The sequence below is a fragment of the Streptomyces cacaoi genome (assembly GCF_006539165.1).
Classification (GTDB): Bacteria; Actinomycetota; Actinomycetes; order Streptomycetales; family Streptomycetaceae; genus Streptomyces; species Streptomyces cacaoi.
In genome coordinates, this window is sequence record NZ_BJMM01000002.1 from 254701 (window position 1) to 275044 (window position 20344).

At 75.4% G+C, this 20344-nt stretch carries 16 protein-coding genes; 9 read left to right on the top strand and 7 right to left on the bottom strand.

Annotation, left to right across the window (positions count from 1 at the left end; all coding sequences use genetic code 11):
- Nucleotides 1-40 precede the first annotated feature (40 nt).
- From SCA03_RS01550 to SCA03_RS01560, 3 genes are all read left to right on the top strand, one after another.
- Nucleotides 41-1327: a glycoside hydrolase 5 family protein gene (locus SCA03_RS01550; protein WP_030890402.1), complete on the top strand. Its 1287-nt coding sequence runs from the start codon at nt 41-43 to the stop codon at nt 1325-1327.
- The gene (locus tag SCA03_RS01555; RefSeq protein ID WP_086814666.1) at nt 1320-4406 is read left to right on the top strand and encodes an alpha-mannosidase; all 3087 of its coding nucleotides are present in this window, start codon (nt 1320-1322) and stop codon (nt 4404-4406) included. The genes SCA03_RS01550 and SCA03_RS01555 overlap by 8 nt, the downstream gene beginning before the upstream one ends.
- 76 nt (nt 4407-4482) lie before the next feature.
- Nucleotides 4483-5577 carry a zinc-dependent alcohol dehydrogenase gene (locus tag SCA03_RS01560; RefSeq protein WP_230988430.1) on the top strand — a complete coding sequence of 365 codons (1095 nt, stop codon included), beginning with the start codon at nt 4483-4485 and terminating at the stop codon, nt 5575-5577.
- A 79-nt stretch (nt 5578-5656) separates the two neighbouring features.
- Here the strand turns inward: SCA03_RS01560 and SCA03_RS36710 are convergent, their stop codons facing one another.
- From SCA03_RS36710 to SCA03_RS01570, 3 genes are all read right to left on the bottom strand, one after another.
- Nucleotides 5657-5776 (bottom strand): LPFR motif small protein, encoded by a 120-nt coding sequence (locus SCA03_RS36710; RefSeq protein WP_267883217.1) that lies wholly within the window; start codon nt 5774-5776, stop codon nt 5657-5659.
- Nucleotides 5777-5858: 82 nt separating this feature from the next.
- Nucleotides 5859-6377, bottom strand: a complete 519-nt coding sequence (locus tag SCA03_RS01565; RefSeq protein WP_030878256.1) for a methylated-DNA--[protein]-cysteine S-methyltransferase — start codon at nt 6375-6377, stop codon at nt 5859-5861.
- 171 nt (nt 6378-6548) lie between these two features.
- Entirely contained in the window at nt 6549-8180 is a 1632-nt protein-coding gene (locus SCA03_RS01570) for an FGGY-family carbohydrate kinase (protein ID WP_230988431.1), read from the bottom strand.
- A 123-nt stretch (nt 8181-8303) separates the two neighbouring features.
- Here SCA03_RS01570 and SCA03_RS01575 point away from each other — a divergent pair, with 123 nt between their 5' ends.
- The 3 genes from SCA03_RS01575 (at nt 8304) to SCA03_RS01585 (ending at nt 11590) form a co-directional block, all read left to right on the top strand.
- Complete coding sequence (locus tag SCA03_RS01575; protein WP_086814664.1) at nt 8304-8945, top strand: histidine phosphatase family protein; 642 nt, start codon at nt 8304-8306, stop codon at nt 8943-8945.
- Nucleotides 8942-9751 (top strand): DeoR/GlpR family DNA-binding transcription regulator, encoded by an 810-nt coding sequence (locus SCA03_RS01580; RefSeq protein ID WP_030878263.1) that lies wholly within the window; start codon nt 8942-8944, stop codon nt 9749-9751. The genes SCA03_RS01575 and SCA03_RS01580 overlap by 4 nt, the downstream gene beginning before the upstream one ends.
- Before the next feature lie 300 nt (nt 9752-10051).
- Nucleotides 10052-11590, top strand: a complete 1539-nt coding sequence (locus SCA03_RS01585) for an FGGY-family carbohydrate kinase (protein WP_230988432.1) — start codon at nt 10052-10054, stop codon at nt 11588-11590.
- A gap of 421 nt (nt 11591-12011) precedes the next feature.
- Here the strand turns inward: SCA03_RS01585 and SCA03_RS01590 are convergent, their stop codons facing one another.
- The 3 genes from SCA03_RS01590 to SCA03_RS01600 all read right to left on the bottom strand — a co-directional run bounded on the left by SCA03_RS01590 (nt 12012) and on the right by SCA03_RS01600 (nt 15395).
- Entirely contained in the window at nt 12012-13517 is a 1506-nt protein-coding gene (locus SCA03_RS01590) for an MFS transporter (protein WP_230988433.1), read from the bottom strand.
- On the bottom strand, nt 13514-14248 hold the full coding sequence (locus SCA03_RS01595; protein WP_030878268.1) for a GntR family transcriptional regulator: 735 nt from the start codon (nt 14246-14248) through the stop codon (nt 13514-13516). The genes SCA03_RS01590 and SCA03_RS01595 overlap by 4 nt, the downstream gene beginning before the upstream one ends.
- A gap of 220 nt (nt 14249-14468) precedes the next feature.
- Entirely contained in the window at nt 14469-15395 is a 927-nt protein-coding gene (locus tag SCA03_RS01600; protein WP_086814663.1) for a phosphotransferase enzyme family protein, read from the bottom strand.
- A gap of 276 nt (nt 15396-15671) precedes the next feature.
- Between SCA03_RS01600 and SCA03_RS01605 the strand changes: the two genes are divergently transcribed.
- Together SCA03_RS01605 and SCA03_RS01610 are read left to right on the top strand one after the other, a co-directional pair.
- Entirely contained in the window at nt 15672-16505 is an 834-nt protein-coding gene (locus SCA03_RS01605; RefSeq protein WP_230988434.1) for a polysaccharide deacetylase family protein, read from the top strand.
- A 111-nt stretch (nt 16506-16616) separates the two neighbouring features.
- Nucleotides 16617-17132: a lytic polysaccharide monooxygenase auxiliary activity family 9 protein gene (locus SCA03_RS01610; RefSeq protein WP_086814661.1), complete on the top strand. Its 516-nt coding sequence runs from the start codon at nt 16617-16619 to the stop codon at nt 17130-17132.
- 66 nt (nt 17133-17198) lie between these two features.
- Here the strand turns inward: SCA03_RS01610 and SCA03_RS01615 are convergent, their stop codons facing one another.
- Nucleotides 17199-18149: a glycosyl hydrolase family 18 protein gene (locus SCA03_RS01615; protein WP_086814660.1), complete on the bottom strand. Its 951-nt coding sequence runs from the start codon at nt 18147-18149 to the stop codon at nt 17199-17201.
- 370 nt (nt 18150-18519) lie between these two features.
- Here SCA03_RS01615 and SCA03_RS01620 point away from each other — a divergent pair, with 370 nt between their 5' ends.
- Nucleotides 18520-20328, top strand: coding sequence for an ABC-F family ATP-binding cassette domain-containing protein (locus SCA03_RS01620; RefSeq protein WP_086814659.1), 1809 nt, complete (start codon nt 18520-18522; stop codon nt 20326-20328).
- Nucleotides 20329-20344 lie beyond the last annotated feature (16 nt).

Here is a 20344-nt window from a genome sequence, read left to right on the forward strand (position 1 = left end):
GCACACCCGCCCGGCCCGAGCACCAGGAGCCCCGAACACAATGCTGCGCTTCGGCGTCAACTACACCCCCAGCCGCGGCTGGTTCCACCACTGGCTCGACTTCGACCTCGACGACGTCCGCCGCGACCTGGACGACATCGCGGGGCTCGGACTCGACCACATCCGCGTCTTCCCGCTGTGGCCGCTCTTCCAGCCCAACCGCAGCCTCATCCGGCCCCGCGCCGTCGAGCAACTGCTGGCCCTGGCCGACGCCGCGGCCGAGCGCGGCCTCGACCTCAACGTCGACGGCCTGCAAGGGCACCTGTCCAGCTTCGACTTCCTGCCCTCCTGGACCGCCACCTGGCACCGGCGCAACCTGTTCACCGACCCCGAGGTGGTCGAGGGCCAGGCCGCCTATCTGCGCACCCTGGCCGAAGCCCTCGCGGGGCGCCGCAACTTCCTCGGGATGACGCTCGGCAACGAGATCAACCAGTTCTCCGACCGGCCGCACCCCGATCCCGACCGGGCCGGCGAGGCCGAGATCGACGCCTGGCTGCGCCGGATGCTCGCCGCCTGCGAGGAGGGCGCCCCCGGGCGCGCACATCTGCACGCCGAGTACGACGCCTGCTGGTACCAGGACGGCCACCCCTTCACCCCGCGCCAGGCCGCCACACTCGGCGCGATGACCGCCGTGCACTCCTGGGTGTTCAACGGCACCGCGCAGCGGCACGGGCCCACCGGCACCGCCACCGAACAGCACGCCGCCTATCTGACCGAACTGTCCAAGGCGTGGGCCACCGACCCCGCACGCCCCGTCTGGCTCCAGGAGGTCGGGGCGCCGGCCCCGCACGTCCCGGCCGACGGCGCCGCCGCCTTCACCGAGGCCACCGTCGCCGCGACGCTGGACTGCGAGCACGTGTGGGGCGTCACCTGGTGGTGCTCCCACGACGTCGACCGCGCGCTGGCCGACTTCCCCGAACTCGAATACGACCTCGGCCTGTTCACCACGGACCGGAAGCGCAAACCCGCGGCCGAAGCCCTCGCGCGCGCCGCCGAGCGGGCCCCCGAGGCCGCGCCCCCGCCGCGCACCACCGCGCTCGTCCTCGACGTGGGCGAACCCGGGCCGGCGGACAGCGCCCCCGAACGCTCCGTGTGCGCGCCCGGCGGCTCCTTCTTCGAGGCATGGGCCGCCCTCGCCGCCGACGGGGTACGTCCCGCCGTCGTCCTCGCCTCCCGCGCCGCCGACGCCGCACACTTGGCGGCGCGCGGCATCACCGAGACCGTGCACCCTCGCGAGGTGCCGCAGCCCGCCGCCCGTACGACCCAGGAGACGCACCCCCATGCATGACGACCGCACCCTCGTGGAGGCCCGGCTCAAGCGGGTACTGGACGAACGCATCCGCCCCGCCCTCTACCCCGTCTCCGTCCCGCTGGAGATCACCGCCTGGCAGGCGCCCGGCGAACCCGTGCCCGTCGCCGAGGGACTGGCAGCGCCCAAGGAGCCCGTCGCGACCGGCGACAGGTGGGGCCCGCCCTGGGGCACCACCTGGTTCCGGGTGCGCGGCACCGTGCCGCGGGAGTGGGCGGGCCGCACCGTCGAGGCCCTGCTGGACCTCGGGTTCGACGAGAACATGCCCGGCTTCCAGTGCGAGGGCCTCGTCTACACGCCCGCCGCCGAACCCGTGAAGGGCCTCAACCCGCGCAACCAGTGGGTCCGGGTGAGCGACAGCGCCCGCGGCGGCGAGGAGGTCGACCTGTACATCGAGGCGGCGGCCAACCCCGTCATCCTCGACTACCACCCCTTCCTGCCGACGCAGCTCGGCGACAAGCACACCGCGGGCACCGACCCGCTCTACCGCCTGGCCCGCATGGACCTGGCCGTCCTCGACACCGAGGTGTGGGAGCTGATCCAGGACCTGGAGGTGCTCGGCGAACTCATGGCCGAGCTCCCGGTGGACAGCGCACGCCGCTGGGAGATCCTGCGCGCGCTCGACCGCTCCCTGGACGCCGTCGACCTCCAGAACGTCGGTGCGAGCGCCGCCCGGGCCCGTGCCTGCCTCGCGGAGGTGCTGGCCCGGCCGGCCGAGCCGTCCGCGCACCGCATCAGCGCCGTCGGGCACGCCCACATCGACTCCGCCTGGCTGTGGCCGCTGCGCGAGACCATCCGCAAGGTCGCCCGCACCACCGCCAACATGACGGCCCTGCTCGACGACGAGGACGAGTTCGTCTACGCCATGTCCCAGGCCCAGCAGTACGCCTGGATCAAGGAGCACCGGCCCGAGGTCTACGCGAAGGTCAAGAAGGCCGTCGCGGACGGCAGGTTCGTGCCCGCCGGCGGCATGTGGGTGGAGTCCGACACCAACATGCCCGGCTCGGAGGCCATGGCCCGCCAGTTCGTGCACGGCAGGCGGTTCTTCCTGGACGAGTTCGGCGTCGAGAACGACGAGGCGTGGCTGCCGGACACCTTCGGCTTCGCCGCCGGGCTGCCGCAGATCATCAAGGCGGCCGGCGCCAAGTGGCTGCTCACCCAGAAGATCTCCTGGTCGGCCACCAACTCCTTCCCGCACCACACCTTCTGGTGGGAGGGCATCGACGGCACCCGGGTGTTCACACACTTCCCGCCCGTCGACACCTACAACTGCTCGATGCAGGGCAAGGAGATCGCGCACGCCGCGAAGAACTTCAAGGAGAAGGGCCGCGCCACCCACTCCCTGGCCCCCACCGGCTACGGCGACGGGGGCGGCGGCACCACCCGCGAGATGGTCGCCAAGGCGCGCAGGCTGCGGAACCTGGAGGGCTCGGCCACCGTCACCTGGGAGAAGCCCGCCGACTTCTTCGCCAAGGCCGAGGCCGAGTACCCCGGCGCCCCGGTGTGGGCCGGCGAGCTGTATCTGGAGCTGCACCGCGCCACCCTCACCAGCCAGGCCAAGACCAAGCAGGGCAACCGGCGCAGCGAACACCTGCTGTACGAGGCCGAGTTGTGGGCGGCGACGGCCGCGGTACGCGCCGGCTCCGCCTACCCGCACGAGCGGCTCGACCGGCTGTGGAAGACCGTGCTGCTGCACCAGTTCCACGACATCCTGCCCGGCTCCTCCATCGCCTGGGTGCACCGCGAGGCGGAGCGCACCTACGCCGAGGTGGCCGCCGAGCTGGAGGAGATCATCGAGGGCGCGCTGACCGCGCTGACCGCGCTGACCGGCGAGCCGGCCTCCGGCGGCGACGGACCGGCCGCCCTGCTCGTCAACTCCGCGCCGCACGCCCGCAACGGCGTCCCCGCCCTCGCGGCCGGGCCCGCCGCCACCGAGGCCCCCGCCGTGGCCGTCAGCCGCCGCGCCGAGGGCGGCTACACGCTGGAGAACGGGCTGCTGCGGATCGCCGTGGACGCGCGCGGCCTGGTCGTCTCCGCCTACGACCTCGCCGCCGACCGCGAGACGCTCGCGCCCGGCGCCGCCGCCAACCTCCTCCAACTGCACCCGGACTTCCCCAACATGTGGGACGCCTGGGACGTCGACGCCTTCTACCGCAACGTCGTCACCGACCTCACCGAGGCCGAGGAGGTCCTGCTCACCGAGGAGAGCGACGAGCGCGCCACGGTCCGGGTCACCCGCGCCTTCGGCGACTCCCGCGCCGTCCAGCACCTCACCCTGCGGGCCGGCGGCACCGGGCTGGAGCTGGAGACCGAGGTCGACTGGCACGAGACGGAGAAGTTCCTCAAGGCGGCCTTCCCGCTCGATCTGCACACCGAGCGGTACGCGGCCGAGACCCAGTTCGGCCATCTGCACCGGCCCACCCACACCAACACCAGCTGGGAGGCGGCCAAGTTCGAGGCGTGCGCCCACCGCTTCGTCCATCTGACGGAGCCCGGCTGGGGCGTGGCCCTCGCCAACGACTCCACCTACGGCCACGACGTCACCCGCACCGTGCGCGACACCGACGGCGGCACCACGACCACGGTGCGCCTCTCGCTGCTGCGCGCGCCCCGCTTCCCCGACCCGGAGACCGATCAGGGCCTGCACCGGTTCCGGTACACGCTCGTCCCCGGCGCGGCCATCGGGGACGCCGTCCGGGCCGGCCAGGACGTCAACCTGCCGCTGCGCACGGCCGGTCCGTCCGCCGGGGCCGTCGAGCCGCTGGTCTCGCTGACGGGAGCCGACGCCGACGCGGTGACCGTCTCGGCCGTGAAGCTCGCCGACGACGGCAGCGGCGACGTCGTCGTCCGCCTCCACGAGGCGCACGGCGGACGGGCGTCCGCGGTGCTGCGGCCCGGCTTCGCCGTCGGATCGGTGACCGTTACCGACCTGCTGGAGCGGCCCCTGGAGAGCGCGCCGGACGGCACCCGGGTGCGGGCCGGGGCGGACGGTGCCGTGGAGCTGTCCCTGCGGCCCTTCCGGCTGGTCACGCTGCGCATGACCCGGGCCACGGCCTGACCGGCCGCCGTGTCATGATCCACGGGTGACCGCCGGGCCACGACCGCGCCCGCTCCGCCGTACGAAGGGACGTCTCATGGGGCCGACGAAGGCGACGCCGGAGGACGCGCCGGACGAGGCGCGGCAGGGCAGCTGGCCCGCCGGCCGCATGCGGGCCGCCCGCATCACCGGAGTCGGCCGCACCGAGCTGGCCGAGGTGCCCGTGCCCGGCCCCGCGCCGGGCACGGCACTCGTCCGCACCCGCAGGGCGGGGATCTGCGGTACCGACCTGGAGATCCTGCACGGCACCTCCGCCTTCGTACGGGACGGACGGATCACCTTCCCGCACGTCTTCGGGCACGAGTGGTACGGCGACGTGGTCGCCTACGCCGACGAACCGCCGCCCGGCGCACCGCGGGTGGGCGACAGCGTCGTCGGCAGAACTATGGTCCCCTGCGGCCGGTGTCCCGCCTGCCACGCCCAACGGGCCCAGATGTGCGAGCAGTTGAGCGAGACGGGCCTGTACGGGCTGGACGGCGGCGCCGCCGACTACGTGCGCATGCCCGTGCACGCGCTCACGCCCCTGCCCGCCGGCTTCCCCGAGCCGGCGGGCGCCCTCGTCGAACCGGCCGTCTCCGTCGTCGAGGCGTACACCCGCGCACGCCTCGCCTTCGACGACCGGATCGCGGTCGTCGGCACCGGCACGATGGGCCTGCTCGCCGTCCAGTTCGCCGCGCACCACGCGGCACGGGTGGACGCCGTCGGCATCGACGAGGCGGGCCTGGAGCTGGCGCGCCGGTGCGGCGCCGCCGCCGTCCACCACGCGGACGCGGCGCCCGAGGGCGCCTACTCGCTGATCGTGGAGGCGTCCGGTGCGGCCTCGGCGTTCACCGGTGCGCTGCGGCTCGCCGAGCGCGGCGCCCGGATCGCGATGGTCGGGGTGGCCCAGCAGCCGGTCACCTTCCACCCCGGGGAGCTGTCCCTCCAGGGCCTGGACATCCTCGGCATCCAGCACGGCGTCGCGCACTACGACCGCACGGTGGCCCTCTTCCGGCGGGGAATCCTGGACGCCGCCCCGCTGGTCGGACACACGCTGCCCGCCGAGGCGGTCGGTGAGGCGTTCGCCCTGCTGGAGGAGGGGCGCAGCGGGCCGCCCAAGATCCTGCTGGACTTCACCGCCGAGCGGGACTGAGCCGCGCACCCGGCGGCGCCGCCCGGCGGCCGGAGGTTCCCCGCGGCCGTGCGGGGCCGGGCGGCGCGCCGCCCGGTGCTCAGCGGGTCGACCGGGAGGCACCGCCCAGCAGCCGGGCCACCAGCCGGAACGGCAGTGTGACGACGGTCGCGAGGGCCCCTCCCACCATGCGGAACACATCGGCCACGGCGCGGAACATCGGTCCTCCTCGGGGACGGTGGCACGGTCGCTTTCTCGTGCGGCGCCGGGTAGCCGCCCCCGCGCGGCCCAAACGGGACGGCTCACCACAGCGCCCCGGACCACCTCCCGGCGGCCCCCGCGCCCTCCAGGCCGAGCAGCCGCCGCTTGCGCTCCAGCCCGCCGCCGTACCCGGTGAGCGAGCCCGAGGCGCCGACGACCCGGTGGCAGGGCACGACGATCCCGACGGGATTGCGGCCGTTGGCGAGCCCGACCGCACGCGCGGAACCGGGACTTCGGATCCGCTCGGCGAGCTGCCCGTAGGTCACGGTGCTGCCGTAGGGGACACGGCACAGCTCCCGCCAGACGGTGCGCTGGAAGGCGGTGCCCTCCAGGGCCAGCGGGAGGTCGAACTCCCGCAGCTCGCCGGCGAAGTACGCGGCCAGCTGCTCGGCGGCCTCCCGGAACGGCGCCGCCCCGGCGGGCGCCGGTGCGCCGAACGTCTGCTGCGCGGGGCGGTGCCGCTGCCCCTCCATGTACAGGCCGCACAACAGACCGTCGGCGGCGACGAGCGTCAGCGGTCCGAGCGGGGAGGCCAGGACGGTGTGGAGACGAGGTGCCACGGTGAACTTCCTTCCGACCCGGCCATCCTGGCCCGCCGCCCGGCCCCGCACCGGCGGAATCGCGCCATCACCCCGGCGGGCCGCCGCGACGGCACGCCCGCCCGGCCGCCCCTGCCGCGCCGGGGCCGCCGTCCCGCGGTCCGTGCGCGACGGCGGCCCCGCGCCCGGGGTTCACCCGGCGGCCGCCGCCGCGGTTCCGGCCGCCGCCCGGTCCCAGCCGGGGCGCGCCTCGGCGACCCGCGCCCGGTAGTCGGCGTAGCCCCGCTCGTACAGCTCCCGGTCGTCCGCCGCCGGTTCCACGATCCGGTGGCCGGCGTGCCAGCGCTCCCCGTCGACGGGATCGCCGAGCGCGGCCCTGGCCACGATCGCCGCGCCCTTCGCACCGACCTCGGGCTCCAGCGGAACCCGCACGGGACGGCCGAGTATCCCGGCGAACGTCCGCACCAGCTCCGGCGAGCGGGCACCGCCGCCGCAGGCCGCGAGCGCCCGCGAGAGCCCCGCCGCCTCCAGGCAGTGCCGCGCGGCGTAGCCGACCGCCTCGCACATCGCGCGGACCAGATCGGCCCGGCCGTGCCCGAGCGACATCCCCTCGAACCGGGCGCGTGCACCGGGCGCGACGAACGGCGCCCGCTCGCCCGCCTCGGACAGGAACGGCAGCGCCGTCACCCCGCGTGCCCCGGCGGGGCTGCCCGCCAACAGCGCCTCCAGATCCCCCGTTCCGGCGCCCACCAGCCCCAGCGCCCAGTCGACACCGGCGGTGCCGACCATGGCGGGCATCGCACGCAGCCAGCGCCCCCGCTCGGGTGTGCACAGCCACATCCCGGCGGGCTCCGCAGCCCCCGCCGTGTCGGTGTCGTCCGTCAGCACCTGGCAGGCGAGCGTCGTGCCGAGGGTGAGCAGCCCGTCACCGACCTCCCGCACCCCGCTGCCGATCGCGCAGGCCGGCAGGTCGTAGGGGCCCGCGGTGAGCGGCAGCCCCGCGGGCAGCCCGAGCATCCGGGCGCCCTCCTCGTCCAGCGCGAGCACGGTGTGCGGGGCGGCGGGCTCGGGCAACAGCCGGGCCGCGTCCGCGACACCGCAGGCGGCCAGCGCCTCGGGACGGTAGGCGCGGGTCGCCGGGTCGAGGAACGGGAGGGTGGCGTCGGACGCGTCGACCGCGACGGTTCCGGTCAGCCGCTGGGCGACGGCGTCCACGCAGTACCCGGCGACGGACGCCCGCTCCAGCGCCTGCGGTTCGTGTCTGCGCAGCCAGGCCAGCAGCGGTGCGTGGCAGCCGGGGAAGAGGCCCGAGCCGGTGTGTGCGAAGACCGTGTCGACGGTCTTGTCGGCGCGCCACTCCTCGACGATGTCCGCGGCCCGGCCGTCCATCCAGGAGATCATCCGCCGCACCGGCCGCCCGTCCGCGTCCCGCAGCCACAGCCCGTCTCCCTGCCCGGTGAGCGCGAGCGCGGCGGGCGGCCCGGGCAGGGCACCGGCGACCTCGCGGACCACGGCGGCCACGCTGTCGAGCACCTCGTCGAGTTCCTGCTCGACGACGCCGCCCGGGCCGCGCAGCAGCGTCGAGCGCCGGGAGGCGGTGTGCAGGGCCCTGCCGTCGCGGTCGAAGGCCACGGCCTTGGTGACGGAGGTGCCGATGTCGACACCCACGACGACCCCCGCGGCGCTGCTGACCCTGCCGACGCCGCCGGTCCTTCCGGCCCTCCCGGCGCTTCCGGCTCCGTCGGCCCCGCCGATCCCGTCCGCCCCGCCGACTCCGCCGCTCCCGGCCATGGCCGCCGCCTCCAGACACCCTCGTCCACACATGTTCGCTGTTATATTTATAGCGCTCCACGTGAAGAAGCAATGGCCGCGTCCCGGCCGACGGCGGCAACGGGCCGGCGCCCGTGCGCACGGCCCGGCGCCGCCCCCGAATCCTCTGGAGGATGAATGGCCGCCCGGCTCCTGCTCGTTCGCCATGGTCAGACGGTCTGGCACGCCGAGAACCGGTACGCCGGGTGCTCGGACGTGGCGCTCACCGAAGCCGGGGAGCGGCAGGCCGACGCACTGGGGGAGTGGGCGGCCGGCCGGGCCGTCGACGCCGTCGCCTGCTCGCCGCTCTCCCGCGCACGCCGCACCGCCGAGCCCGCCGCGCAGGCGCTCGGACTCGTCCCCGAGGTCCACGAGGGCCTGCGCGAGCTGGACTTCGGCTGGGCCGAGGGCCGCACGATCGAGGAGATGACCGCGGAGAACCCGGAGGCGGTCCGGGCCTTCCGTGCCGACGCCGAACGCGGCGCCTTCCCCGGCTCCGAGCGGCCCTCCACGGTCGCCGAGCGGGTGTGCGCCGTGCTGCGGCGGCTCGCCGTCGCACACGACGGCGGCACGGTGCTGGTGGTCGCGCACAACAGCGCCCTGCGCATCGCGCTGTGCGCACTGCTGGGCATCCCCGTGGGGCGCTACCGGCTGGTGCTGCCGCGGCTGGAGAACGCCGCCGTCAGCGAGATCGAGGTGGACGGCGCGCGCACGGCGCTGCGCTCCCTCAACGTGCCCACGGCGCCCGGTGGTTCGTCCGCCGGCCGGGAGGGCGCGTGACGCCCGCGGGCGGCGGCGGGGGCGGCGCGGGCCCGGCCCGTTCGCAGCAGGACCGGCGGCAGCTGATCGCCGAACAGGTGGTGCGGCACGGCACCGTCTCCGTCGCCTGGCTCGCCCGGACGACCGGGGTCAGCGTGATGACCGTGCACCGCGATCTGGACGCGCTGGCCGGGCGCGGTGTGCTGCGCCGCTTCCGCGGCGGCGTCTCCGCGCTGCCGACGAGCGTCTTCGAGAGCAGCCTGGACTACCGCGCCGGGGTGCGGGTGGCCGAGAAGGACGCGCTGGCCCGGGCCGCCGCCGCACTGGTGGAGCCCGGCATGTCCGTGATGCTCGACGACTCGTCCTCCGCGCTGGCGCTGGCCCGGCTGCTGCCCGGCAAGGTGCCGTTGACGGTGCTCACCAACGCGCGCCGGGTGATCGACGTCCTGGCCGACTGCGAGGAGATCCGGCTCATCGCCCTGGGCGGCGAGTACTCGCACACCCACGACTCCTTCCTCGGCGGGGCCTGCGTGGAGTCGATCGAGGCGCTCTCGGTCGATCTCGTCGTGGTGAGCACCTCGGCGATGAACACGCGGCTGACGTTCCACCAGGAGCCCGATGTGGTGCTGGTCAAGCGGGCGATGCTCGCCTCGGCCGCGCGCCGGGTGCTGCTCATGGACCACTCCAAGATCCCGCGCACGGCGCTGCACCGCGTCTGCCCGGTGGCCGGGTTCGAGCACGTCGTCGTCGACGAGGGGGTCGACCGGGGGCTGGTGGCCGAGCTGCGGGAGCAGGTCGCCGATGTGCGGGTGGCGGCCCTCGACTGAGGTCCGGTTCTCACACTCAGGATGTGAAATTAACATGGTGAGTGATGCGGTGTCGCGTGGCCTGTCGGCGGACGCCACACGCTGCCGGCGCCGAGCCGTGTGTACCGACGGCTGCCCACGGCCTTCACCGGGCCTGCGGCTCCTGCGGCTTCTGCGGCTTCTGCGGCTCCCGCGGACCCCGTGGCCTCCGTGGTCACCGGGGCTCCCGGGGGCTTACCGGTCCCCGTGGGGCGCCCGGAGCGGCACGGCGCCCGTGGCTCACGCGACTCCCCGTGTCTTCCCGTTCGAGAGGAACCGCCCGTGACCAGTCCCGATCCCCAGCCCGCCGGAGCCCCTCCCGCCGGGTCCGCCGTCCCCGTCGTGGCCGGCGTCGACGTCGCGACGGCCACCGTCCGTGTCCTGTGCGTCGACGCGCACGGTACCGTGCACGGCCGCGGCGACGCCGAACTCCCCCCGCCCGTACGGGAGGCGGGCGGCGCCGGCCGCAGCGAGCAGGACGCCCGCAGCTGGTGGCCCGCCGTCGCCCGGGCGCTGCGCCGGGCCACCTCCCAACTGCCCGCGGGCGGCGCCGAGGTGCGGGCCGTCGCCGTCAGCGCCACCTCCGGCACCCTCGTCCCGGCCGACGCCGACGGCGCCCCGCTCGGCCCCGCGACGATGTACGACGACCGCCGCGCCGCCGACCTCAACGCCCGCGCGCAGCAGGCCGGTTCCCCGCGGTGGGCGGCGCTCGGGCTGACGGTCGGCCCGACCGCGGCGCTCGGCCGCGTCGCCTGGTACGCCCGGCACGCCGCCGAACAGCCGGGCACGGCGCGGATCCTGCACACCCCGGACCTGCTCGTCGAACGGCTCACCGGCGGGCGCGCCGTCACCGACTGGAGCCACGCGCTCAAGACCGGCTACGACCCGCGCGCCGGGGAGTGGCCCGCCGAGGTGCTCGACGCGCTCGGCGTACCCGCCGACTGGCTGCCCGAGGTCCGGCCGCCCGGCAGCCTCGCCGGCACCGTCTGCGCCGAGGCCGCCGAGGAGACGGGGCTGCCGGCCGGCTGCGAGGTGCGGCTCGGAATGACGGACGGCTGCGCCGGCCAGCTCGCCACCGGTGCCGTCCGGCCCGGGGAGTTCGTCGGCGTCCTGGGCACCACCTATGTGCTCAAGGGCGTCACCCGCGACCTGGTCACCGACCCCTCCGGCGCCCTCTACAGCCACCGGCACCCCGACGGCTGGTGGCTGCCCGGCGGTGCCTCCAACACCGGAGGCGAGGCCCTCGCCGACACCCCCGCCGCCCGGCTCCCCGCCCTCGACGCCGACGCCGGACGGTACGGGCCCGCACGGGGCCTGTGCTACCCGCTGCGCCGCGAGGGGGAGCGCTTCCCGTTCGTGTCCGGTGCCGCACGCGGCTTCACGCTCGGCCCCGACGGGCCGCACGGCGCCGGTGGCGGCCAGGAAGCCGTCGAGCTGCACCGGGCCCGGCTGGAAGGCGTCGCCTTTCTGGAGCGGCTCGCGCTGGAGCGGATCGGGAAGCTGGGCGTCACCGTCTCCGGGCCGCTGCACACCGCGGGCGGCGGCAGCCGCAGCGCCCTGTGGACGCGGATCCGGGCGACCGTGCTGGGCATGCCGCTGCGCGTCGCCGACCGGGCGGAGACCGCGTTCGGCGCCGCCCTGCTCGCCGCCGCCGGCACCCTGCACCCCTCCCTGGAGGCCGCAGCCTCGGCCATGGCACCGGCCGGCCGCCTCGTCGAACCCGTACCGGCGGAGAAGGACGCGCTGGACGCCTCCTACGCCCGCTTCGTCGCCGAACTGGAACGCCGCGGCCTGCTGGGCCCCGGCTCGGCGACGGGCTGACGGACAGCGGGGCTGCGCCGCCGCGGCCGTCACCCCGGTTGCCTTTCCCGGCTCGGGTACCTGCGCGGGCCCGGCCTTGGTGTCTGCGCGGGCCTGGCCCGGGGCCTGTGCGGCCCCGGCCCCGGGTGCCTGTGCGAAATCCGTGCCCCTCCCGGCTCGGGTCCGCTCGGCCCGGCCCGGCCCGGCCCGGCCAGGGCGGTGGGCGGCGGGCAGCCGGTCGGCTCCGGTGCCTGTCGGCCGGGCCGGTGCGCGGCCGTCGGTCCCGTGCGGGGCGCGGACGGTGGAGGGTGCGCAGCCGGTCCGGCGCGGTCCCGTGCGGGGTGCGGGCGGCCGGGCCGGTGCGCAGGCGTCGGCCCCTGCGGGGTCCGGGTGGTAAGGGGCGGGCAGGCGGTCCGGCCCGGTCCTGGGCCGGTGCGGTGGGTCAGTCCGGTGCGGGTCCGTCGCGTGGGCGTGGCGGCAGCCAGATCGCGACCGCGACGGCCGCCAGCACGATCAGGCCCGTCAGGGTCAGCATCGCCGTGCGCAGCCCGTCGGTGAACGCCGTCACGACCGCGTCCCGCAGCGCCGGGTCCGCCGTCCTGGCACGGGCGGCGGCCACCGTGCCCGGTGCGTCGGGGCCGCGCAGCGGCGCGGGCAGGTGCGCGGTGAACACGGCCGTCACCAGCGTGCCGGTCAGCGCGATACCGAGCGCGCTGCCCAACTCCCGGGCCAGGCTCTGGAGTCCGGACCCGGTGCCGGCCCGCTCGGGCGGCAGGGACGTCATCATCGCGTCGGACAGCAGCGGTGTCGCCATGCCGCAGCCCAGCGCGGTGACCGTCGCGCCCAGCGCGTAGAGCGCGTAGGGGCTGTGCGCGTCCACCGTCGCGACGACGCCCAGACCGGCGGCGAGGACCAGCATGCCGCCCGCCGCGGTGCCGCGCCGCCCGGCGGCCCGCTCCAGCAGCAGCCCGCAGCGCGGCCCCGCGAGCAGCGCCACGGCCATCGGCAGCAGCCGCACCCCGGCACCCAGCGGGCCGTACCCCTGCGCGTACTGGAGGTACTGGCCGTTCAGATAGAACAGCCCGAACATGCCGGTGAACAGCGCGGCCATGCCCAGCGCCCCGGCGCGTACGGCGGGCCGCAGGAACAGCCGCGGATCCAACAGCGGGTGCGCGGCGCGCAGTTCGTGCCGCACCCACCAGACGAGCAGGGCGGCGGCGACGGCCAGCGCACCCAGCACGGCGGGCGACGTCCAGCCGGACTGCGGCCCGGAGACGATGCCGAACAGCAGCGCGAGGAACCCGGCGGTGAGCAGCGCGGCACCGCCGGGCGCCACGGGCCGCTCGTGCCGGGGCGCGACGGGTGCCGCCCAGGCGGCCAGCGCGAGCGCGCCGAGCGAGAGCGGCAGCAGACACACGAAGAGGCTGCGCCAGCTTCCGTACTCGATGGCGGCGCCCCCGCCCAGGTTGCCGAGCACGGCAGCCAGCCCCGTCATCGACGCCCAGACGGCGACGGCCCGCTGCCGCCGCTCCGCCGGCACACCGTCCACCAGCAGCGCCAGCGTGTTGGGCAGCACGGCGGCGGCGCCGACACCGCTGAGCATCCGGCCCGCGATCAGCACGCCCACGTGCGGTGCCACGGCGCACACCGCCGAGCCGAGCGTGAAGACGGCCATGCCGCACAGCAGCGTGCCCTTGCGCCCGCGGCGGTCGGCGAGCGCGCCGGCCGGGATCAACAGGCAGGCGAACACGACGACATAGCCGTCCACCACCCACACCACCTGGGCCGCCGACGGGTGCAGCGCGCTGCCGGACAGCGCCGGGATGGCGAGGTTCACCGCCGAGACCATCCCGACGACGAGCGTCACGCACAGGCACATCCCCGCCGTCAGCGCCGCACCGGCCCCGCGCGCCGCGCCGCGCGGCAGCGCCTGCTCGCCGGCCGTCACGGCCGCTCCATCCGGGCGCGGAGCATCAGCCGGTCGCCGCGGATACGGATGTACTCCAGATCGGCAGGGCTGCCGTCGGCCAGATACGTCAGCCGTTCCAGCGCGAGCACGGCGCCGGACCGCTCGGGCACCGCGAGCACGGCACGGGTCGCCGGGTCGGCCGCCAGCGCCTGCACGGTGATCTCCGCGTGGCCGAGCCGGACCCCGGAGACGGTCTCCAGCAGCCGGAAGACGTCGCGGTGCTCCAGCGTGCCGCGCTCCAGCTCCAGCAGCGGATCGCCGATGCGCGGCAGCAGATACGTGGTGTCCAGCGACAGCGGCACCCCGTCCAGCCGCCGCAGCCGCTCCAGGTGGACGACCTCGCCGTCCTCGGGCACGTGCAGCCGGCGCGCCACGGCGGCCGGCGGGCGGACCCGCCCGGCCGTGCGGATCTCGTTGACGACGCTGCCGTGCCGCTGGAGCACCTCGGCCAGCCCGGCCAGCTCGTCCAGCGGATGCTCGTGCACCCGGCCGGTGACGACGGTGCCGACGCCCCGCCGCCGCTCGACGAGGCCCTCGTCGCTCAGCAGGCCGAGGGCCTCGCGCACGGTGTTGCGGCTGACGGAGAACTGCGCCACCAGTTCGCGTTCGTCGGGCAGCAGCCCCTGCGGGAACGAGCCGGCGAGCACCTGGCCGCGCAGCACATGCGCGACCCGGCGGGCCCGGTCGGCCCGGGGAGAACTCGATTCCATGGGGGCCGACGCTAGGCGAGCAGTGTTGCCCGCGCGTTACGCCACCCGTCCTGACCTGCGACAACGCTCTGATCAGCGGAGATGTGGCGGAGAGCGGGAGTTCCGCCACCCCTGCGCGGGGCACCCGCCGCTCCCCGCCCGCACGCCCCTGCGACGGGCCGCCCGCCCGCCGGCGGAACGGGCCGCCGGCCCGCCGCTGTGACCGGCCGCCCGCGCGCCGTCAGAACGGGCGCCAGCGGACCGTCGGGTCCGCGTCCCGCAGCGAGGCGACCCGGCGCAGGAACTCCGCGCGGGCGGCCGGGTTCCCGGGGGCGTGCTGGGCGACCCACGCGCAGCTCGCCGTCTCCCGCGCCGCACGCAGCAGCGCGCACCCCTCCCACTCGCGCACGTCCCAGCCGTAGGTCCGGCAGAACGCCGTGTACTCGGCCTCCGGGAGCCCGTAGCGGTCCAGGCTCAGGGCCATCACCACCAGGTCGTGCTCCCGCAGGTCGGAGGAGAAGGTCTCCAGATCGACCAGCAGCGGGCCCTCGGCGGTGACGTGCACATTGCGCGGCAGCGCGTCCCCGTGCACCGGCCCGGGCGGCAGCTGCGGCACGAGGCCGGGCAGCGCCGCCGTGATGTCGTCGCGGCGGGCACGCAGGAACGCGGCGTCCTCCGGCGGCACCGTGTCGCCCGCCAGCCGCAGCCAGCGTTCGACGCCGTCGAGCAGGTTGCGCGGTGGCAGCCGGACGGTCGGCTCCGGCAGGGCGTGGACGAGGCGCAGCAGCCCCGCGAGGTCCTCCGCGTCGGCCTTGCGCACCGCGGGGGGCAGCCGCTGCCAGAAGGTGACGGGGTGGCCGTCGACCAGCCGGGCCCGCGGGTCGGCCGCGCGGACCGCCGGCACCTTCTGCTCCTCCAGCCATGTCGCCACGCCCAGTTCGCGTTCCGCCCGCGGGAGGAGCGAGGCGTCGCGTCCGATCCGCACGACCCGCTCGCCCAGCGCGAACACCGCGTTCTCACCCAGCGACAGCAACTGCGCCGCACCGGCCGCGCCGCCCCCGCTGCCCGGGCCGTCCCCGCTGTCCCGGCCGTCCCCGCTGTCCGTGCCCGTCGCCGCGGCCAGTACCGTCCGTGCCCGTTCCTCGGTGAATGCCTCGCCGGTCGCCATCGCCGCCGTACTCCTCGTCTCGCTTTGTGCTGCACGGGCCGCGCGGGGCCCGGACGCCGGCGGGATCACCGCGCGCCGAGGCTCCGTTGTACCCGGAGCGGGAGTCCGGCACCGCGCCGGACCTGCCGGACAAGGCTGTCAGGCGGGCTCCCGGCAGGTGACGGCGACCCCCGGCACATGCGGCGTATGTCTCACATGCCACCCGGAACCGTGGTGACGCCGGACGACTCTGCATCATTGACAAGCACGGTCAAAAACGGGCAGTTGGGAGCGGAAGTGCACAGCAAGGGAAGCAGGCGGCCGGGTGCCGTGGCGACGGCGGCCGCGGCGGGAACCGTGGTCGTCGGTCTGCTGACGGCGTTCGCCGGTACGGGCGCGGGTGCCTCCGCGTCGTCCCGGCATCCGGGGTGGGAGCAGAGCCTGCGTGGGGGGCCTGTGCAGCCGGGGGACGGCAAGGGGAGCGGGGCGCCGAGCGCGAAGCCCGCGCCGTCGAAGGCGCCCCCGAAGGCCGGCCGCTCGATAAGCCACCACACGCGTGCGGGCGGCCACAGCGTCGCGCTCACCCTGGACGACGGGCCGCATCCGGAGTGGACCCCGAAGGTCCTGGATCTGCTGAGCGAGAACCACATCAAGGCGACGTTCTGTCTGATAGGCCCCAACGCCGAGGCCAATCCGCAGCTCGTGCGGCGCATCGTGGCCGAGGGGCACCGACTGTGCGACCACTCCGTCGACCACGACACCGGCATGGACCACAAGCCGGTCGACTATCAGCGGCAGCAGATACTCGGCGCCAAGAAGATGATCGACAAGGCGTCGGGCGGCGCCCGCGTCCACTACTACCGCGCGCCGGGCGGCGCCTTCACCCCGGCCAGCCGGCGCATAGCCGCAGGGCAGGGCATGCGTCCGCTCGGCTGGGTCGTCGACCCCGCCGACTGGGAGCGCCCGGGGGTGGAGGCGATCCTGGAGAACGCCAAGAGGCAGGTGGAGGACGGGGCGGTGGTCCTCTTCCACGACGGGGGCGGGGACCGCTCGGAGTCCTACGAGGCGTTGCGGCAGTTCATCCCGTGGCTCAAGGAGCAGGGTTACTCCTTCGACTTCCCCAAGGCGTAGTGCTCCTCGCGAAGTTGGCCGGTTCCGTGCGGTGCGCGAGGGCTTGACCGCGTACGGTCAGCCGCTAAAGTCTAGACCAATTTCATGCTCGGCCTCTTCAAAGGAGCTGACATGCACAAGAGACGGAAGATTGCGGCACTGACCGGCGCGGCCCTCGCGCCTCTCCTGGTCCTCGGCCTGTCCGTGAGCCCCGCCGGCGCACACGGCTGGATCACCGACCCGGCGAGCCGGCAGGACCAGTGCGCGGCGGGGACCGTCAAGTGCGGCGAGATCAAGTGGGAGCCGCAGAGCGTCGAGGGGCCCAAGGGGCTCAAGGACTGCGCGGGCGGCAACGAGCGCTTCGCCGATCTGCGCGACGACAGCAAGGGCTGGAAGGTCAGCGACGTGGGCAGCTCGGCCACGTTCAACTGGAACATTCCCGTCCCGCACGCCACGAAGAGCTGGCAGTACTTCATCGGTGACACCAAGCTGGCCCAGTTCGACGACGGCGGGGCCCAGCCCGGTGGGCACGTCTCGCACAACGTCGACTTCAAGGGCTTCACCGGCAAGCAGAAGGTGCTCGCCGTGTGGAACATCGCCGACACGGCGAACGCGTTCTACGCCTGCGTGGACGTCAACATCCGCTGATCCGGCGGGAAACCGGCACGGTGGGCCCACCCCGGCGGCGGGCCCACCGCGCCGGCGCCGCCGGGCTCAGCCCCGCAGCGCCGCCGAGACCTCGGCCGCCCACTTCCACGGCTCGGCACGGCCACCCGGCTGCGCATTGAAGAACTCCCAGCCGTCCACCCCGCCGAACCCCGGGTGTTTCCCGGCCAGTTCGCCGAGCGTCGCCGTCAGCCGGGGCAGCTCCACATAGCCGCTTCCCCCGTTGGCCGGATCCGTCAGCACGCCCGCCACGACCTTCTCCGGCGGAATCAGGCCGCGCTCCACCACGGCGTCGTAGCTCGCGGTGGACTCCATGCTGCCCCAGCCGTTGTAGAACTGCGCGTTGAACCAGGAGATCGCGTCGCCGCGGTCGCGGTAGAGCCGCTCGTAGTCGAAGCCGGACAGATTGCCGCCGCCGCTCAGCGCCGTGCCGACGGGAGCGAGCGTGAGCAGGAACCCGTCCCCGAAGTCCGCCCGCAGCGCGTCGACGAGCCGGGTTATGCCCTCCTGGGACATGTCCTCCTCGACGTCCAGATCGGCGCCGTCCAGCCGGTACTCCCGCAGGAAGTCGCGCAGCAGCGGGTAGTAGGTGTCGAACTCGTTGTCCAGCCGGGTGAAGCTGCCCTGCGCCGCGCCGCCCACCATCGCCAGCACCGGCACACCCGCGGCACGCAGAGCGTCCAGATCCCGCCACATCGGCGCGTACTTCTCCGCCTCCGGCGGATCGTCGTTCACGGTGACCGGCGGATGCGGGCCCCCGACATCGTTGAGATGCACCGCGGCGACGATCACATGCGTGGCGCCCGTCGCGTGCTCGGTCAGCCCGAGCGGCGAGACGTAGGCGTCGTCCGCGTACTGCGTCTGGTAGTAGACGACGACCCGGCCGCCCGCCGCCCGCGCCCGCCCGGCGGCCCCGGCCGGCAGCGCCCCGAGGCCCGTGAGCCCCGCCGCTCCGGCCACCGCCGCCGCCAGCACGCTCCGCCTGTTCACACCCGTCATGCCGTTCCTCTCCTGTTTCCCTCGCCCCGCCCGTCACCGGCTCCGGTCCACCGGATTGTGGGCACAACCACGCCCGCCGGAGAAGAGGGCGGAGCGGACCGGCCGCGACACCACCCCGGCCGCACGGCGCCGGCCGCCCGCCCGGAGCCGCCGACCGGCCCGGATGTGCCGGGGAGCGGGCACGGTTACACTCGACGCCATGCATCTGTTCTTCCTCTGACCGGACGACCGGACCGGGCTCGACCCGCCGGCCGGCCCCACGGGCACGGCCACGGCGCGCGGTCGCCGGGTCCGCACCGCACGTCCGGAACGGCCTCTCCGCCCCCGCGCACCCGTGCGCGCCGGGGCCCGTCCTTCAGGGAAAGAACCCATGCGCGACCGCGCTCAACTCGCGCTCGCCGACGTCTCGAAGGCGTACGGCGACCGCACCGTCCTCGACCAGGTGTCGCTGACCGTCCGCCCCGGCGAACGCGCCGGAATCGTCGGCGAGAACGGCTCCGGCAAATCCACCCTGCTGCGGCTGATCGCCGGCGTGGAACGGCCCGACACCGGGGAGCCGACCGTCCGCTTCCCCGGCGGCAGCGGATACCTCCCGCAGACCCCCGACCTCGACCCCGGCGCCACCGTGCAGGACGCCGTCGACGCGGCCCTCGCCGAACTGCGCGCCCTGGAGGGTGCCCTGCGCCGTGCCGAAGCCGGCCTCGGTGACGCGGGACCGGACGAACTCCACGCCTACGGCGAGCTGTTGACCGCCTACGAGCAGCGCGACGGCTACCGCGCCGACGTCCGCTTCGCCGCCGCACTGCACGGTCTCGGCCTGGGCCACCTCGCACGCGGCCGACGGCTGGGCACCCTCTCCGGCGGCGAACAGGCCCGGCTCGCGCTCGCCTGTGTGCTCGCCCCCGCCCCCGAACTGCTGCTGCTCGACGAGCCGACCAACCACCTCGACGCCCGCGCGGCCGCATGGCTGGAGGAGCAACTGCGTGCCCACCACGGCACCGTCGTCGCCGTCACCCACGACCGCGCGTTCCTCGACCGGGTCGCCACCACGATCCTGGAGGTCGACCGGGACACCCGCACGGTGACCCGGTACGGCGACGGCTGGAGCGGATACCGCGCGGCCAAGGCCGCCGCCCTGCGCCGTTGGGCACAGCGGCACCAGGAGTGGTGCGCCGAGGTCGCGCGCGCCCGCGAACTGGCCGACGCCGCGGAGCACCGCCTGCACCGGACGGGCCGGGACCCGGGGGAGGGGTTCGGCAAACACCGGCGCTCCCACGAGAACAAGCTGTCCGGGCGGGTGCGGGCGGCCGGGCAGCGGCTCGACCGGCTGCGCGCCGCACCGGTGCCCCCGCCACCGGAACCCCTGCGCTTCACCGTCCCGGAGTCCCTCGCCGGTACGGAGTCCCTCGCCGGTACGGAACCGCACGCGGGTTCCGGACCGCACATGGGCGCGGAGCCGCGCACGGGTACGGGGCCGCTCGTCGGCGGGGCGTCGCTCAACGGCGTCGGCCGGGTGCGGCTGGAGGGTGTCACCGTGGGCGGACGGCTGCGCGTCGACGTGCTCGAACTGGAGCCCGGGGCACGCCTGTTGGTGTCCGGGCCGAACGGCGCGGGCAAGACCACGCTGCTGCGGGTGCTCGCCGGCGATCTGACGCCGGACACCGGCACCGTCACCCGGCCCGCCAGGACGGCACTGCTGCGCCAGGAACTGCCCGCGGTGCCGACCGCGCCGTCACCGTCGTCACCGTCGACGCCGTCCTCGCCGTCCTCGTCGTCCTCGCCGACGGCGGTGCCGCTGCTGCACGCCTGGGCCGCCGGGCGGCCGGGGGCGCCCGAGGAGCACGCGGCGGAACTGCTCGCGCTCGGCCTGTTCCGGGCCGAGGACCTGACGGTGCCCGTCGCACGGCTGTCGGCCGGGCAGCGCCGCCGCCTGGAACTCGCCCGGCTGGTGGCCCGGCCCAGCGATCTGCTCGTCCTCGACGAACCCACCAACCATCTGGCCCCCTCCCTCGTCGAGGACCTGGAGGAGGCGCTCGCCGGCTACCCCGGCACCCTCGTGGTCGTCTCGCACGACCGCCGGTTCCGGCAGCGCTTCCGCGGCGAGCTGCTGGAGCTGAGCGGTGGGGCCGTCGTCGGGGGCACCGGTGGCACCGGAGCGTTCAGGACGGCGGCGCCGTGACGGGCGCCGCCGCCGG